Consider the following 16,887-nt stretch of genomic DNA (forward strand, 5'->3'; position numbering starts at 1 on the left):
ATGCGGGTTTTTTTAGATTTTTTCAACTTTATAGATTCTATCTATCAGAAAAAAATCTCTTGGAATAAAAATCAAAGCGAATTCAAAACATAATTCTCGTTTTTTTCTTCTTATATTAAGAATGACAAAAGCAGACTCTAAAATTCACATGCGTAGAATTCTGTCTCTGATTATCACCCAAATATGCCTCCTACTGAGTAGTCCAGTATGGTCTCAAATTCCTGGTTTTTTTATAAAAAATGAGGAAAGAAAGACTGTTGTACCTTTTTTGAATTCCAATAACCTGATCATCGTTCCCCTTTCTATCAATGGCAATCCACCCATTAATTTTCTATTGGATACTGGGGTAAGGACTAACATTCTGTTCAGTAAAACCCTTGGTGACCAGCTAGGGTTGCAATATAGTCGTACACTTAATCTGGTAGGAGCAGATGGTAAAACCGTCCTTTCGGCTTCTGTGACTGTGAATAATCATATTGACTTGGGCAATGTAGAAGGCATCAGTCAAACCTTGTTGGTGTTAGATGAAGACTTTTTTGAATTGGAAAGTGTCATAGGCATTCCCGTCTACGGAGTGATTGGCTACGAATTTTTCAAATTCAATCCGATGAAAATCAATTATGACAAAGGCCAAATTACTTTCTATCAGCCAAACAAAATGAGGTGGCGTCCTTTGGGTTACAGAAAAATCGCTATCAGCATAGAGAACAGCAAACCATACGTAACTGCCAAAGTAAATCAACTATCAGGACCTAGATTAAATACCAAACTGCTGATAGATACAGGTGCTAACCATGGTCTACTACTCAACCCAGAAACCTCCGATGATATCAAACTGCCACCTTTGACATTAGCGTCTGACTTGGGAAGGTCCTTGGGTGGAGATCTGTTTGGGTGGATCGGTAGAGCTAAGCAATTGAATTTGGGTGGTCTCAAATTCTACAATGTCATTACTTCCTTTCCCGAAGAAAACGACTATAGCTATGTCATCAAAGAAACAGGAAGACAAGGAAGTCTTGGTTCTGAGGTGCTAAGTAGAATGGAATTGATTTTAGATTATCCCAGAGAGCGCATGCTCTTCAAGAAATCCTCGACTTTTTTGAATCCCTTTGAATATGACATGAGTGGGATTACACCTAAGCTACTACCAACAGAGCAAAGGAGAGTCTACATAGCTGGTTTGAAAGAGAATTCACCAGCAAAGCAAGCTGGACTTGAGGTTTTGGATGAAATCACCAAAGTCAATAACATACCCATAGATTTCTGGGAAATTTCAGACTTGATCAAGGTCTTCAGATCGGAAGTAGGAAGAAAGATTAATTTAACGATTCTGAGAGCAAATCCTGAAAACGAAACAAATCCAATAGAGATGGACTTTTCGTTCATCCTACGAAGACAGATTTAAAAATATCTTTAGTTAAGCTTCATTGCCTTGAAATCCTACTGAAATTAGTAACTTTGTACTAAGTATTTTTTTAGACCTGAAAGGTTTAAAATGATGAAAATAAATATTTTATCCATTATAAAATGAAGCCAAATCAAATTCACAATAGCTTCGATAATATACTACTGACTCTTAAAAAGTACAGCAATGATACTTATGAATTACTGTATATCTCTTCAGAAATAAGAGGGCTGATCAACGGAGACAGTAAATTCTTCCAAGAAAGTTTTTTTGAACATATTTTTCCAACTTTACCAAAACCCATTTTCAATTACCTCTTCAAAGCATTGGGAAATGGTGACAAATTCTCTTGTCCTATATTGATCAAAAACAAGTACTTTCAATGGGTAAAAATAGAAGGATATGTCATCAGTCAGGAGGATAATTCTTATTTGATCAATGCATTGATCTCACCTCAGGCCATTTCTTCAGATATCCCATTTAGTTGGTTGATAACTGATGGGCAGACAGTGCAACTCACTAGAAATAATGGTTATGATTTAGATTGGGAAAAACTCATCGGGAGTAGGTTTCCATTTTTGGATCAAAGCAGTTTAGATACATTTAAAAATCAAGAAGGAGAAGCCTATCTCTGTATTTTTCCCAACAGGCTTTATCTCACCAAGAGAATATTAGCGGAAAATGTATTCCTGATTCAGCTAGAATACCATAACAACCAAACGGCGATGGAGTTGGGCTTACCAAATCCTCAAGAAAGCAACTTGGTCTACTACGAACTCGATGTCGTGACAGGCGAAATGATTCTGACGGGAGCGGTAGAAAATGTCTTAGGATATCAGACTGAATTTTTCGAGAACTTTACACAGTCTCGATGGAGAAAATTGATCCATCCAGACGATGATCGTGTCTATGACCATGGATTCGAACATAGTAAAACCATCGTTTACAAATTTCTTCATGCTGATGGGCATTATATTTTTCTTCAAGATGAAATAGAAAAACTCAGCCAAGAGGACAGGGAAAATAAACATCTTAAGCTTGGTGTCATTGGAGACATATCAGAACTCAAAGAGATCGAAAAAAACCTACTTGACAACAAGAGTATTCTTGATGAACTGACAGGAGTAGTTCCTGGAATTGTATACATGCTCAAGTCTTTTCCTGATGGAACACACCAGTATATTTTTATCAGTGAGGGAAGTAGGGAATTAGCAGGACTAGAACCCAAAGAAATACTTGAAGATGAAAAATCATTTGAAGCATTGATTCTTAGAGAAGATATCAATCAGGTGCTCCAAGCAGATAGAGATGCTTATAACAACAACCAAAAATTTGAATCCCAATTCCGAATCAAAACCAAAGATGGGCAAATCAAATGGATCTATGGCGCATCTAATAGACTGGAAAAATATCAGAACCAATCTATCTGGGCGGGTTTATTCATAGATATCACCCAAAGTAAAATTAAAGAGGAAGAAGCATTGCTTCAACAGTTAAAGTACAAACTACTCTTTGATGAAAACCCAGTGCCTATCTTTCAGTATGATCGAAATGGTAATATCTTAACGGCAAATCAAGCTTTCTTATCGAATATTGGACTAGTAAAAGAATCAGAAGTCAAAGGACAAAATCTTTTCGAATTGATTGGAGATCAACCCATCCGTCAGGCATATATTGACAGTATTCAGAAAGGATCTGGCTTCTATGAAGGTCCCTATATTAGCTACTTTAGCAAAAAACTATTTCACTTAAGGGTCAATGCAAAACCCATAGACAATGACAGTTTTCAAGCAATCCTTGAGAATATTACTGAGCAAGAATATGTACAAAATATCCTTGCTGAATTGACAGAAAGAACCTCTAAATTTAGTGGAACAGCATTTTTTGACCAATTGACACTATTCCTTTCAGAAAAACTTGGTACCGAATATTGCTTCATTTCGGAGGTAGATGATAGCTTAGAAAAGGCAGAAGTTATATCTATGTTCAAAAACGGAGAAAAGCAGGAAAATTTCATTTATGAAATCGCCAATTCTCCTTGTGAACATTGCTTGCAGTCTTCAAGTCCATTGATCATTCTCAATGATGCATCCAAGCTTTTTCCAAAAGACGAAGAGTTGGTAAAGCTAAATATCAGCACCTATATGGGGGTGACGATATCAGATATCAATAATAAGAATCTGGGGATGTTGGTCTTGATGAACACCAAGCCTGTTCAGTACAGCCCAGCTTACGAGACTGTATTAAAAATACTTGCTGATAGGATCGGTGCAGAATTGAGTAGAATCAATTACGAGCGTTTATTGATCAATTCTGAAATGCTTTTCAGAAGTATAGCTGAGAATTTTCCCAAAGGCACAGTAGAGGTATTAGATACTGACTTCACCTATGTCTACACAGATGGCAAAGAGTACCATCAGCAAGGTATCAACCCTAAGGACCTCATTGGCAAATCAATTATATCGAGGTATTCAGAAGAAATTGGAGATAAGATCAAGACTCAGCTTGAGAAAGTATTGGCAGGGGAGTCTGTAATGTTTGAAATGCTCATTGATCAACAGCAATACCTGAAAAGTGGTGTTCCATTGAAAAATGAGCAAAATCAAATAGATCGGGTATTGCTAGTCACTCAAAATATCACTGAAACAAAAAAGGCAGAAGAAGAGAGAAATCAACTGATCAAGGACCTTAAATCACAGAATGAAGAGTTGCAGCGATTTGCCTATATCATTTCTCATAATCTTCGAGCTCCAATTGTCAACATCACCGCTTTGCTTGATTTGTATAATAGTATTGATCCAGAAGACCCCGAAAATATTGAAGTAATAGATAATCTAAAGACAGCAACAGGTATTTTAAACAACACACTTCAAGACCTCATTGATGTAGTTGCTATCAAGAAAAATAAGCTTCCAAAAATCGAGAAGATTGATTTCAAAATGCTATCTTCCAATATTGAGACGAGTTTGAGCAAACAGATAGAAGAGTCAGGCGCTGTAATCACCAAGGACTTTTCCAGCGCTCCAAGCATCAATTACATTTATTCGCATTTGGAAAATTTCCTAACAAACTTAACTACCAATGCAATTAAGTACAGAAAACCTGATGAGGATCTTCAGATAGGGATAAAAACCTACGAAGATGGTGAATATATGGTCATTGAATTCAAGGATAATGGCATTGGGATAGACTTAGAAAGATATGGAGATAGACTATTTGGACTGTACCAAAGATTCCATTCACATGTAGAGGGCAAAGGCTTGGGACTTTATTTGGTAAGAGAGCAGATCCGAGCGCATGATGGAAATCTTCATGTAGAAAGTGAAGTAGGAAAAGGGACTACTTTCTATATTTACCTCAAAAACCTGATAGTCAACACAGAGGACATACTTACCACATCAAATTAAATATAAAAAGCAACATACGCTTTAAATTTACGTCTTTTACCAGCAATGTTTAAAATCTAAAAACAAATGAAAAAAGCATTAATCCCTATTCTTGTCATTGCTCTTATTGGGCTATTTGTCTACACCAAAGCAGTAGGCGTTTACAATACTTTTGTACAAACAGAAGAAACCATCAATGGACAGTGGGCTGAAGTTGAAACCCAATATCAAAGAAGAGCCGATCTGATTCCTAACCTGGTCAACACAGTGAAAGGTTATGCGGATTTTGAACAACAAACCTTAACCAATGTGATCGAAGCCAGATCCAAAGCGACCGCTATCACCTTGCAAGCAGATGATCTTACACCTGAAAATCTTGCCAAATTCCAACAAGCTCAGGATCAGCTCAGTGGCTCACTCAGCAGGCTTTTAGTAGCGGTAGAAAGATATCCAGACTTGAAAGCCAATCAAAATTTCCTAGAACTTCAGGCGCAGCTTGAAGGTACTGAAAACCGGATCGCAGTAGCCAGAAGAAACTTCAACCAGTCTGTCCAGGGATATAATTCCAACCTAAGAACCTTCCCCAACAATATTTTTGCGGGATGGTATGGTTTTGAGAGAAAAGGTTACTTTGAGGCTACTGCAGGTGCAGAAAATGCCCCAACTGTAGAATTTTAAATCAATAATCATGGCAGAAAAACTATTCAGCACAGCTGACCGAGAAATCATCATCGAAGCGATCAGAGCTGCCGAAAAAGAAACTTCGGGAGAGATTCAAGTACACATCGAAAACCATACAAGTGGTGATGTATTGGATCGTGCTGCTGAAGTATTCGAAACCCTCAAAATGCACCAAACACAGCACCGCAATGCGGTGCTTTTTTATCTTGCTGTAGAAGACCACCAATTCGCTATATTGGGCGATGCAGGCATCAATCGGGTCGTGCCTAAAAACTTCTGGGAAAATATCAAAGAAGAAATGATCGTCCATTTCAAAAAAGGATCATACACGGAGGGCTTGAGAAAAGGCATAGAAATGTCTGGTCAACAATTGCAGCAACATTTTCCATTCGAACAAAAAGGAGACATCAACGAGCTCCCTGATGAAATATCCTTTGGATAAAAACATGATCAAAAACACAATTTTCACCCTTATCATCTTATTTTCATTGACCCTGACAGGTTGGACTCAAGGAGACTTTCCAGAAAAACCCAACCCTCCTAAACTTGTCAATGACTTCTCCAATACACTTTCTGATCTAGAGATCCGAAAGTTAGAAAGTAAACTTCTTGCTTACAATGACAGCACTTCCTCCCAGGTGAGCATCGTTCTGATCAATTCTGTAGGTCCTTATGATATCAGTGACTACGCTTTTCAACTTGGGGATCGTTGGGGAATTGGAAGGAAAGAAAAAGATAACGGCATCTTGATCCTTGCAGCCATGAAGGATAGGAAAGTATTCATAGCCACTGGATATGGGATGGAAGGTGCTATTCCTGATGCTCTAGCCAAAAGGATTGTAGACCAGTTGATTGTGCCAAATTTCCGCATGGAATCTTATTATACGGGTCTGGACAAGGCCACAGATATGATATTCAAATTGGCTTCAGGGGAGTACCAAGCAGACAAAGTAACATCAAGTGGTAATTCAGGTGGAGCTTTATTGATGTTTTTGTTTTTCATCTTCATTTTCGTGATTCTACCAATGATCAAAAACAGAAAGGACAATGATAACCACATGGGTGGTAAAGGCGGAGGAGTAGACCTCTTCACAACGATCATGCTAGCCAATATGCTCAAAGGAAGTAGCAGAGGAAAATTCGGTGACTTCTCTTCTGGAAGAGGAGGATTTGGAGGTGGTAGCTTTGGCGGGGGTTCATTTGGTGGATTTGGAGGTGGTAGCTTCGGTGGAGGTGGAGCTGGTGGAAGCTGGTAAAATATTAATATCTACCTGCCGCAATGACGGCCATATCTACCTGTGCTACACCTGACTGATGTAGGGTGTTGGCACAGGCTACCAAGGTAGCACCTGTGGTCATCACATCATCTACTAGAAGGACACGAAGCCATGATGTTGCATGACGACTTTTAGCTACTTCAAAGACAGCAGCCACATTTTGGATGCGCTCAATTCTAGATTTTTTAGTTTGTGTTTCAGTATATATAGATCGGTGAAGCAATTGCTCAAAAGGAATATTCATAGCTTCCGAAATGCCTCTTGCAAATTGCTCACTTTGATTATAGCCCCTTCTTCTCATCTTTTGAGGATGGAGAGGAACAGCTACGATGACATCCCAATAATCCTTAAACCCATGATTGAGCAGCAAGTGTCCGTATAAACTTCCCAATTCCAAACCTATTTCAGGTTTATTTTTGTACTTCAATAGATGCAAGAGTTGTTGACTTACACCTTTTTTGGTAAAGCGAAGAAAAGACATCACCAAACCTGGTTTCGTTAAGCCCATTATTTTGGTAACCAAGTCATTATTCTGAGGCTGTAGGTGGTAATTGGTGATAGGAAGCCGTGCTATACAAGCTTTACAAAGTGTCTTTTCAAAATCAAAGAGACTCCTTTTACAGCTGGCGCAGGTTTTTGGAAAAACCAGAGCCAAAAAATCTTCCCAAAATGTGAAACGCATATCCAAAAAGGCTTGTTAGAACTGAATGACAGCAAAATACCTGTTATATTTGCCAGTTAATTAAAAACTTATTTGAATTTAATGAATTTAATAGAAGAATTCAACGATTATAGAAGCCGCATGAATGAAAAAATCATGTCGGCCGACAATAAGGTGATCAAGCGTTTTTTCAACCTTGATACCAATGCTTATGCAGCTGGTGCTGTAGACGTCAAAACCAAAGAAATGATTGGTCTCGCTTGTTCCATGGTATTGAGATGTGACGACTGTATCAAATACCACCTTGGGAAATCTTACGAAGCTGGATTGAGCAAAGAGGAGGTTTTTGAAGTGTTTTCCATTGCCACATTGATAGGAGGATCCATTGTGATTCCACATTTGAGGAGAGCAGCGGAATATTGGGAAGCTTTGGAACAAAACAATCAGGATGTTTAAGAAAGATTTAGACCTTGAAAAACGCTGGGGAAAATTATTGATTGGTATTCATGAACTGATTGGCAAAAAACCTGCGGATCTCAATGGTGTATTATTTCTCATCGGTGTACAAGAACTCGGTCAGGGGAATAAAACGTTCACCAAAGAGCAAAAGCAAGATTTGATGCACATTGCAATTTGTAAAGTCCTCAGTTTGGCTGGATTCTATGAACTTGATTACATTGATCAAGATGGATGGCCACATTGGAAACTACTCAAAAAGCTGCCACACCTGAACACCATAGACCAAGAGAAATTCTTAAAAATCCAAGTATTAGAATACTTTGAGCAAGAATTTGACATTGAGATTAAATAAAAAATCTAATTAGCATGAAAATCGTATCCTACAATGTAAACGGAATTCGCGCAGCCCTAAATAAGGGTTTTGCAGATTGGTTGAAAGCCACGGATCCGGATATCATTGGCCTTCAAGAAGTGAAAGCCATAGAAAATCAAATAGATCGCAGCATCTTTGAAGATATGGGATACGAGATCTATTGGTATCCTGCCGTCAAAAAAGGATACAGCGGTACGGCTATTTTGACAAAACAAAAACCAAAGCATGTGGTCTATGGAATAGGGATAGATGCATATGATGACGAGGGAAGAACGATCAGAGCAGATTTTGAGGACTTTTCCTTTATTTCAGCCTATTTCCCATCTGGAACTACAGGAGATATAAGACAAGACTTCAAATATCAGTTTTTGGACGACATTTATGGCTACACACAGGATTTGATCAAAAAATTACCTAATTTGATTCTCAGTGGAGATTATAACATTTGTCATAAACCCATAGACATTCATAATCCTGTTTCAAACAAAAATTCATCAGGATTTTTGCCAGAAGAGAGAGCTTGGATGGATAAGTTTACTGAAAATGGCTTTACGGACAGTTTCAGAATGTTCAACACAGATCCACATCATTATACTTGGTGGAGCTACAGAGCAGGCGCGAGGGGCAAAAACTTAGGTTGGCGGATAGATTATCACATGGTCACAGATTCAATGCAAAAAAGGGTAAAAAGATCTATCATCTTACCTGAGGCAAAACATTCTGATCATTGTCCAATAATGATAGAAATATAGACTTGATATAAATAAATTAAATATTCATTACTCAATAAAAGCTTCATGAAATCTATTAAAATTTCAATCCCTTCTCTGATTGAGAATATTAAAATCATAGAAAGCTTCATCGATAATGCGCGTGAAAAATTTCACATCGATGATGATATCTATGGAAATATCATGATTTCGGTTACCGAATGTGTCAGCAATGCCATCTTACATGGTAATGAAGGTGATGCAAACAAAATAGTAAATCTGGAGCTCCATTTTGAAGACGAGCAGATTCAATTTGTAATTACTGATCAAGGTTCTGGATTTGACTACGAACATTTAGAGGATCCCACTGCACCTGAAAATTTAGAGAAGGCGGGTGGAAGAGGAATCTTCATCATGAAGCATTTATCAGATCATGTTGCATTTGAGGATGAGGGAAGAAAAACCATTCTAACATTTTACATGTAAGTTATGGCCATTTCCTTTTTTGACGAGGATGCAAAGTTTAATCTCAACCAAAAGTTAAAATACAAAAAATGGTTGAAGGAGATAGCTCTAAGAGAAGAATACAAAATTGGAGAGTTGAATTATATCTTCTGTTCTGACGAGTACCTCTACAATATCAACTTAGAATACCTAGATCATGATACTTATACTGATATCATCACATTCGACAATTCAGAAGTAGAAAGTTTAATTGAAGGAGATATATTTATCAGTATCGATAGGGTAAAGGAAAATGCCATCAAAGAGAATGAAGGTTTTGACCACGAACTCAGACGAGTATTGAGTCATGGACTTCTTCACTTATTGGGCTATAAAGACAAAACCAAAAAAGAAGCTGACCTAATGAGAAAAATGGAAAATCAATCCATTCAACTCTTCGATAAAATATAATGTTCCACGTGGAACAGTGAAAATATTAAGCAAAGCAAAATCATGTGTTCCACGTGGAACACCAAAGTAAAAAATATATGTTTCCAAATTATGATGTCATAGTAGTAGGGGCAGGGCATGCAGGCTGTGAGGCTGCACATGCAGCTGCGAAGATGGGTTCAAGGGTATTACTATGTACCATGAATATGAATACTATTGCTCAGATGTCTTGTAATCCTGCCATGGGTGGAGTTGCAAAAGGACAAATAGTGAGAGAAATTGATGCTCTTGGTGGAATGTCAGGAATAATTTCTGATAAATCCATGATTCAATTTAGAATGCTAAATAGATCAAAAGGTCCTGCTATGTGGTCTCCAAGAACACAAAATGACAGAATGAGATTTGCTGAAGAATGGAGATTAGCATTAGAACAAACACCAAACGTAGATTTTTGGCAAGAAATGATTACCGGTTTGCTTGTAAAAGATAAACAAGTAATTGGCGTAAGGACAAGCATAGGCTTAGAAATAAAGGGTAAATCAGTTGTCTTAACAAACGGAACTTTCTTAAATGGCTTGATACATATAGGTGAAAAGCAATTCGGTGGGGGAAGAACAGGGGAAGGAGCAGCGAGAGGAATTACCGAACAACTAGTTCAGCTAGGTTTCGAAGCAGGAAGAATGAAAACGGGTACTCCACCTAGAGTAGATGGTAGATCATTGGATTATACCAAAATGGAAATCCAATATGGAGATGAAAATCCAGAAAAATTTTCATTTTCAGACGAAACAAAACCATTGACAAAACAACATACCTGTTGGATAACCTACACCAATAAGGAAGTTCATCAAACACTTGAAACTGGGTTTGATCGCTCACCAATGTTCAATGGTAGAATCCAAGGATTAGGACCTAGATATTGTCCTTCCATAGAAGATAAAATCAATAGGTTTGCAGAAAGGGAAAGGCATCAAATCTTCGTAGAACCTGAAGGTTGGAATACAGTGGAAATGTATATCAATGGCTTTTCCACCTCATTGCCAGAAGATGTACAATATGAAGCCATGCGCAAAATTCCAGGATTTGAGAATGCAAAAATGTTCAGACCTGGGTATGCCATAGAATATGACTTCTTTCCACCAACCCAGCTTAAACTTACATTAGAAACTCAGCTGATAGATAATCTATATTTTGCTGGTCAAATTAACGGTACAACAGGTTATGAAGAAGCAGCATCGCAAGGATTGATTGCTGGTATCAACGCTTCGTTGAAAACACAGGAAAAAGATCCATTCTTACTCAAAAGATCTGATGCTTATATAGGAGTATTGATCGATGATCTGATCAATAAAGGGACTGAGGAACCTTATAGAATGTTCACTTCAAGGGCTGAGTTCAGGTTGTTACTAAGACAAGATAATGCTGATTTGAGATTGACTCAATTGGGTCATAGCATAGGATTGGCAGATAATACACGATTGGAAAAGATGCTGGACAAAAAGAACGATACAGCAAAACTCATCAACGATCTGAAACAAAAGAAACTTTCACCAGAGGGTATCAATGAAGGCTTGGAAGATCTAGAAACAGCAACTATCAAAGAAAAAATCACCATTGATAAACTGATCAAAAGACCTCAATTGGGTATACTTGACATCATGAAACTCGATGATGAAATAGGACAATACCTCAGCAAATACGACAAGGAAGTAATAGAACAAGCGGAAATACAAATCAAATATGAAAACTACCTTGAGAAAGAACAACAAATGGTAGAAAAATTGAGTAATATGGAAAATTATAAAATTCCATTAAACTTCGACTATCTTGCTGTAACCGCTCTTTCGGCTGAAGGAAGACAAAAATTACATAAAATCAAGCCTGAAACACTTGGCCAGGCATCGAGAATATCTGGTGTTTCACCTGCAGATTTGTCAATATTGACTGTTTACCTTGGTAGATAAAATGACTGAGAAACTAACACAATGCCCACTTTGCTCAAGTGGGCATTTTATTAATTATCAAACAATAAAAGATTTTTCAGTAAGCAAAGAAGATTTCTTGCTATGCAAATGCAATTCCTGCACACTCATTTTTACTAATCCTAGACCAGATAAAGAAAGTATTGGCAAATACTACGAATTTGAAGACTATATATCACACCAAGATCAAGCGAATAATCTTATTAATAGTTTATACAAATTAGTAAGAAGAATAACCTTAAAACAAAAAATAAAATGGATCAATACCATTCATAGAGGAAAAGGTAATTTATTAGACTATGGTTGTGGAACAGGATATTTTTTAAAAGCTGCATCTGAAGATGGCTGGAATGTAAAAGGAATAGAACCAAATAAACAAGCAAGAAATATTGCACAACAGTTTCAGCTAGATGTATCAGCTAACTTATCAGGAATAAATTCAGATAGTAAATTTGATATAATCACACTCTTCCATGTACTAGAACATATTCATAATCTGAAGGAGATTAGTCTATCTTTACGAGATAAATTGAATCCAAATGGAACATTATTAATAGCTGTACCAAATAAAGATTCATGGGACGCAAACAAATATCAAACTGATTGGGCAGCCTGGGATGTACCAAGACATTTGTATCATTTCAATCAAATGACTATGAAAACATTGGCCAAAATGTTGGATATGCAAATCATATCATCCATACCAATGAAGTTTGATAGCTACTATGTCTCGCTTTTATCGGAAAAACACCAAGAAAAGAGAGGTATCAAAGCATTATTTAGTGGCTTTATAAATGGATTGAAATCAAACTATTGGGCCAAAAATAACCAAGACAATTATTCAAGTATTTTGTTTATTCTAAAGAAAAAATGAAAATATTCAAAAATATATTACTGATTTCCTTCATTATAATAATATATGCTTGTGCTAAACAAAGTACGCCAATGGGAGGAGAGAAAGACTTAGATCCACCTGTACTTGTAAGCATCAAACCAGCAAATGAATCCACTAATATAAAGCCACAAACAATAGAGCTTGAATTCAATGAATATGTGAAATTAGATAATGCTTCAAAGCAGATTATCGTTACCCCTAGAATCAATAAAGATGAAATGGTAGTGACTGCTATTAAAAATAGAGTGGTTATCAAGTTGAATCAAGATCTAGAGGATAGTACAACCTATGTATTTAATTTCCAAAAAAGTATCCAAGATATCACAGAGAGCAATCCAGCAGAAAACCTCAAACTTGTATTCTCCACTGGAAATGATATCGATAGTTTAAGATTCTCTGGAAAAGTAAGCTATTTATTTCCACAGAAAGACAAATTTATCAAAGATGTCTTAGTGGGATTATATGAAAAAAATGACACAACTGATGTACTAACAGCATCACCATATTATATATCAGCAGCAGATAGTTCTGGAAATTTTGAAATCACCAATATCAAAGCCGGGGAATACAGAGCATATGCTTGGTTCGATTCAAACAACTCCTTAAAGGCAGAAGACAAGTCTGAACCATACGGGTTCCTAGGAGATACCATAAGAATCAGAGAAGATATCCAAAATGTGCAATTCTATATTTCTAAAGCTGATTTAACGGAATTAAAAATCAACAGAACTTCAACAATTGGGGAGAGTTTTGATGTAGTACTGAGTAAGATTCCTATCGAAACAATCATTGAACACGAAGATTATGGAAAAAAGCTCTTTTACAGAAGAAACGAAAAAAACCTAAGGTTCTATTATACTGAATTAAGAAATGATAGCATAGAGACTAGATTGAGTTTCAAAGATTCAGTAGGCTATAAAATAGATACATTGATCTTTTTGAAGTTTGAAGAAAGCGACAGAAGAAAAGAAGCATTAGAAATCACATCAAATAGTGGTGCTTCTTTTTTAAAGAACTTAAGAGCAGAATTTTCATTCAATAAACCATTGAAAAGAATTAGTTACGATTCATTGATAGTAAAGTACGATACAGCTTCAGTCATTCAAATCAAACCTGAATGGGTATCATTAGTAGATAGTACAGATTTTACCAAACTAAAGATAGAAATACCATTATCAGATACGATAAGTAAAAGTACATTTCAGATATATGCAGCAGATTCCACTTTTTTTGATGTAGAGAACCAATTCAATGACAAAAAAATTGAAGCAAACTATAAAAGGCTAAATCCAGAAACACTCGTTACTGAACTTATTGTAGTTATAGACACTGATAAAAGGCCTTTATTATTGGAAGTTCTAGATAAAGCAGGAAAAACATACAGACAAGTCTATTTAGAGAATACCAACAAACATTCATTCGCCGATCTGGAACCCAATACCTATCAAGTCAGAGTAATCATAGATGAAAACAGAAATAAAATGTGGGATCCTTCAAACATGAATGAAAATAGACAGGCAGAATTGGTGTACTATTATACCAATCCAGATGATCCCAAATCATATGATGTCCCATTGAAAGCTGGATGGACCAATGATATTACCATAATACCTATAACACCACTTGGGATCAACAAAGAACCGATAAAGGAGACTACAATAGAAGAAGAAGTAATTGAAGGAATTATAGAAGAAGAAGAAAATTAATTCATCGTGAAAACACTGTAGATAACTCCATCAAAATATGTGAATAACTGTGGAGAACATGAGTACAAACAACCACTTATCCTGACCTTCAAATGTCAAAAAATTATGATACAAGAATTATGAGGATAACCACAATTTCATAAACAGCTATCCACAAATACAAACACAAAAACTTACAAACAAATAACTAAATCTAAGCTATCCACAAAACAGGAAGTAAAAAATACAATAAACACACGATCAATAATTTAATGCAAAAATATCTGTTGATAACAAGTGGATTAAGTTAAATTAAACAATACAAACTGTGTGAGTAAATAAAACCATTTTATTTGTCCACAAATCCACACTATAATAAGCTTAACAAATCTTTTTAAAAAATTAACCTATTGAATTAAATAGTAGGTGGATAAGTATTTAGAATTCTTAAAAGCAAATTTACATTTATCCTTTCATTGATAATTCTTTTTGTTTTACTGAATGCTTTTTGATAATTTGATAACCACTAACAAACCCAATGAAAACCATGCAAATCAATAGACTATTTGACATCATCAATTATCAGATTGCAACTTATGACAAGGAGGTAGCTTTTGCCGAAAAAAAAGACGGCACTTGGAAAACATATTCTTCCAAAGATTTAAAAAGCATCGTTGATAATTTGAGTTTAGGATTTTTAGCAGAGGGCATCAATACAGGAGATAAGGTTGCCATTATATCTGATAACAGGCCACAATGGAATTTTATTGATTTGGCATTGCAACAAATTGGAGCCATATCAGTACCGATGTATCCTACGATTTCAGCCGATGATTATAAATATATTTTTGAGCATGCAGAGGTCAAAATGGCCTTTGTAGGCAATGAAGAAATTTTTAGCAAAGCTAAAATCGCGGTCGAAGGAACAAGTATTGAATTGTATGCTTTTGATCAAATCACTGGATGCAATTATTGGGAAGAAATCAGTCAAAAGGGTGAATCTGGAAATTTGGCAGATCTTGAATCTTTGAAAGACAATGCTAAAACAGATGACCTCTTTACGATTATTTATACTTCTGGTACTACTGGTAGGCCAAAGGGAGTCATGCTCACCCATCGCAATGTGATTCACAATCTTTTGGCTGTGGAAGATAGGATGATGGTTCCAAAGGGCGTTTCCAAAGCTTTGAGTTTTTTACCTCTTTGTCATATTTATGAACGAACAGGTTCTTTTTGCTTCATGTATATGGGTGTTTCTATTTACTATGCGGAGAGTATGGAAACCATAGGGGAAAATCTCAAGGAAGTCCAACCACAGGTTTTCAATACAGTACCAAGGTTACTTGAAAAAGTGTATGATAAAATTGTAGCTAAAGGCTACGAACTGACGGGCCTTAAAAAATCCCTTTTCTTTTGGGCATTGAATTTAGGTTTGAAATTCGAACCCAATAAATCACAAGGTTTTTGGTATGATTTTCAGTTGAACTTAGCTAATAAGATCATTTTTAGTAAATGGAGAGAGGCCCTTGGTGGTAGTATACTTCAGATCAATTCTGGTGCTTCTGCACTTCAACCTCGATTGGCCAGGGTATTTTGGAGTGCAGGAATTCCTGTATGTGAAGGATATGGATTGACAGAGACCTCACCTGTAGTGTCGGCATCAGTATGTACCTTAAAGGATATCAGGATTGGATTTGTAGGAAAATTGGTCAAGGAAGTCCAAGTGAAAATTGCAGAAGATGGTGAAATCTTAGTAAAAGGACCCAATGTAATGCAAGGTTATTACAAGCAACCCGAGATGACACAGGAAGTAATCAAAGATGGCTGGTTTCATACAGGTGATATAGGAGAATTGCATGAAGGAGACTATTTGAAGATCACTGATAGAAAGAAAGAGATGTTCAAAACCTCTGGAGGAAAATATATCGCTCCTCAACCCATGGAGAATAAATTTAAAGAATCTACTTTGATAGAGCAGCTGATTGTAGTTGGTGAAAATAAAAATTTTCCAGCTGCCCTATTAGTCCCAAGTTTTGATGGATTGAGGGAATATTGTAAGCATAAAGACATTCCTTATACCACAGATGCTGAGATGATCCAAAAACCTGAGATCGTAGAAAAATACCAAAGAGAAATGGATCAGTTGAATAAATACTTCGGTAAGTGGGAACAGATTAAGAAATTCAAATTACTACCTGAAGTATGGGGAATTGAATCTGGTGAGTTGACACCAACTATGAAACTGAAGCGAAAAGTAATTCATTCTAAATTTGCCAAGGAGATTGAGGAACTATATCAGTAAAATAGTTAAAAAGAAACTTCTTTTGCCAATATCAGTTTTCTGAAGATATTTGTTTTCAGAAAGCTTTTTTTTCTATTTACAACAGAATAATATTTTATTATAATAATTTTTATCATTTATTAATTTCTTCTGCATGCATAACTTTTTTTAAAATTAGTATGTATGCATAACATTTTA

General features: G+C 36.2%; 15 protein-coding genes. 14 read left to right on the forward strand and 1 reads right to left on the reverse strand.

Annotated features, from left to right (window positions below):
- The first annotated feature begins 121 nt into the window (after positions 1 to 121).
- The 5 genes from BW935_RS02645 to BW935_RS02665 all read left to right on the forward strand — a co-directional run bounded on the left by BW935_RS02645 (position 122) and on the right by BW935_RS02665 (position 6,728).
- Entirely contained in the window at positions 122 to 1,405 is a 1,284-nt protein-coding gene (locus BW935_RS02645; protein ID WP_245802626.1) for an aspartyl protease family protein, read from the forward strand.
- A 122-nt stretch (positions 1,406 to 1,527) separates the two neighbouring features.
- Entirely contained in the window at positions 1,528 to 4,812 is a 3,285-nt protein-coding gene (locus BW935_RS02650) for a PAS domain S-box protein (RefSeq protein ID WP_076498350.1), read from the forward strand.
- A gap of 66 nt (positions 4,813 to 4,878) precedes the next feature.
- A complete protein-coding gene (locus tag BW935_RS02655; protein ID WP_076498352.1) occupies positions 4,879 to 5,469 on the forward strand; it encodes a LemA family protein in 591 nt (196 codons plus the stop codon).
- Between the two features lie 10 nt (positions 5,470 to 5,479).
- On the forward strand, positions 5,480 to 5,914 hold the full coding sequence (locus BW935_RS02660) for a TPM domain-containing protein (protein WP_076498353.1): 435 nt from the start codon (positions 5,480 to 5,482) through the stop codon (positions 5,912 to 5,914).
- Positions 5,895 to 6,728: a TPM domain-containing protein gene (locus tag BW935_RS02665; protein ID WP_076498355.1), complete on the forward strand. Its 834-nt coding sequence runs from the start codon at positions 5,895 to 5,897 to the stop codon at positions 6,726 to 6,728. Before BW935_RS02660 ends, BW935_RS02665 begins: the two co-directional genes overlap by 20 nt.
- Positions 6,729 to 6,732: 4 nt before the next feature.
- Here BW935_RS02665 and BW935_RS02670 read toward each other — a convergent pair whose 3' ends face one another.
- Positions 6,733 to 7,431, reverse strand: coding sequence for a ComF family protein (locus BW935_RS02670; protein WP_076498357.1), 699 nt, complete (start codon positions 7,429 to 7,431; stop codon positions 6,733 to 6,735).
- A gap of 81 nt (positions 7,432 to 7,512) precedes the next feature.
- On the opposite strand from BW935_RS02670, the gene BW935_RS02675 reads away from it, so the two are divergent.
- From BW935_RS02675 to BW935_RS02715, 9 genes are all read left to right on the forward strand, one after another.
- A complete protein-coding gene (locus BW935_RS02675) occupies positions 7,513 to 7,866 on the forward strand; it encodes a carboxymuconolactone decarboxylase family protein (RefSeq protein ID WP_076498358.1) in 354 nt (117 codons plus the stop codon).
- Entirely contained in the window at positions 7,859 to 8,221 is a 363-nt protein-coding gene (locus BW935_RS02680; protein ID WP_076498360.1) for a hypothetical protein, read from the forward strand. The genes BW935_RS02675 and BW935_RS02680 overlap by 8 nt, the downstream gene beginning before the upstream one ends.
- Before the next feature lie 14 nt (positions 8,222 to 8,235).
- Positions 8,236 to 8,994 (forward strand): exodeoxyribonuclease III, encoded by a 759-nt coding sequence (locus BW935_RS02685; RefSeq protein ID WP_076498361.1) that lies wholly within the window; start codon positions 8,236 to 8,238, stop codon positions 8,992 to 8,994.
- A 45-nt stretch (positions 8,995 to 9,039) separates the two neighbouring features.
- Positions 9,040 to 9,438, forward strand: a complete 399-nt coding sequence (locus BW935_RS02690; protein ID WP_076498363.1) for an ATP-binding protein — start codon at positions 9,040 to 9,042, stop codon at positions 9,436 to 9,438.
- Positions 9,439 to 9,441: 3 nt separating this feature from the next.
- Entirely contained in the window at positions 9,442 to 9,867 is a 426-nt protein-coding gene (gene ybeY / locus BW935_RS02695; protein ID WP_076498364.1) for an rRNA maturation RNase YbeY, read from the forward strand.
- Between the two features lie 77 nt (positions 9,868 to 9,944).
- On the forward strand, positions 9,945 to 11,810 hold the full coding sequence (gene mnmG, locus BW935_RS02700; protein ID WP_076498366.1) for a tRNA uridine-5-carboxymethylaminomethyl(34) synthesis enzyme MnmG: 1,866 nt from the start codon (positions 9,945 to 9,947) through the stop codon (positions 11,808 to 11,810).
- 1 nt (position 11,811) lies between these two features.
- Positions 11,812 to 12,702: a class I SAM-dependent methyltransferase gene (locus BW935_RS02705; protein ID WP_076498367.1), complete on the forward strand. Its 891-nt coding sequence runs from the start codon at positions 11,812 to 11,814 to the stop codon at positions 12,700 to 12,702.
- Positions 12,699 to 14,429 carry an Ig-like domain-containing domain gene (locus BW935_RS02710; protein ID WP_076498369.1) on the forward strand — a complete coding sequence of 577 codons (1,731 nt, stop codon included), beginning with the start codon at positions 12,699 to 12,701 and terminating at the stop codon, positions 14,427 to 14,429. Before BW935_RS02705 ends, BW935_RS02710 begins: the two co-directional genes overlap by 4 nt.
- A 526-nt stretch (positions 14,430 to 14,955) precedes the next feature.
- Positions 14,956 to 16,710, forward strand: coding sequence for an AMP-dependent synthetase/ligase (locus tag BW935_RS02715; protein ID WP_076498809.1), 1,755 nt, complete (start codon positions 14,956 to 14,958; stop codon positions 16,708 to 16,710).
- Positions 16,711 to 16,887 lie beyond the last annotated feature (177 nt).

It is taken from the genome of Belliella pelovolcani, from assembly GCF_900156785.1.
GTDB lineage: Bacteria > Bacteroidota > Bacteroidia > Cytophagales > Cyclobacteriaceae > Belliella > Belliella pelovolcani.

Coding starts and splice junctions, on each gene's coding strand:
- BW935_RS02685 (WP_076498361.1), top strand. CDS start 8,236: ATGAAAATCGTATCCTACAATGTAAACGGAATTCGCGCAGCCCTAAAT.
- ybeY (WP_076498364.1), top strand. CDS start 9,442: ATGGCCATTTCCTTTTTTGACGAGGATGCAAAGTTTAATCTCAACCAA.
- BW935_RS02710 (WP_076498369.1), top strand. CDS start 12,699: ATGAAAATATTCAAAAATATATTACTGATTTCCTTCATTATAATAATA.
- BW935_RS02715 (WP_076498809.1), top strand. CDS start 14,956: ATGCAAATCAATAGACTATTTGACATCATCAATTATCAGATTGCAACT.
- BW935_RS02680 (WP_076498360.1), top strand. CDS start 7,859: ATGTTTAAGAAAGATTTAGACCTTGAAAAACGCTGGGGAAAATTATTG.
- BW935_RS02665 (WP_076498355.1), top strand. CDS start 5,895: ATGAAATATCCTTTGGATAAAAACATGATCAAAAACACAATTTTCACC.
- BW935_RS02655 (WP_076498352.1), top strand. CDS start 4,879: ATGAAAAAAGCATTAATCCCTATTCTTGTCATTGCTCTTATTGGGCTA.
- BW935_RS02675 (WP_076498358.1), top strand. CDS start 7,513: ATGAATTTAATAGAAGAATTCAACGATTATAGAAGCCGCATGAATGAA.
- BW935_RS02645 (WP_245802626.1), top strand. CDS start 122: ATGACAAAAGCAGACTCTAAAATTCACATGCGTAGAATTCTGTCTCTG.
- BW935_RS02690 (WP_076498363.1), top strand. CDS start 9,040: ATGAAATCTATTAAAATTTCAATCCCTTCTCTGATTGAGAATATTAAA.
- BW935_RS02705 (WP_076498367.1), top strand. CDS start 11,812: ATGACTGAGAAACTAACACAATGCCCACTTTGCTCAAGTGGGCATTTT.
- BW935_RS02650 (WP_076498350.1), top strand. CDS start 1,528: ATGAAGCCAAATCAAATTCACAATAGCTTCGATAATATACTACTGACT.
- mnmG (WP_076498366.1), top strand. CDS start 9,945: ATGTTTCCAAATTATGATGTCATAGTAGTAGGGGCAGGGCATGCAGGC.
- BW935_RS02660 (WP_076498353.1), top strand. CDS start 5,480: ATGGCAGAAAAACTATTCAGCACAGCTGACCGAGAAATCATCATCGAA.
- BW935_RS02670 (WP_076498357.1), bottom strand. CDS start 7,431: ATGCGTTTCACATTTTGGGAAGATTTTTTGGCTCTGGTTTTTCCAAAA.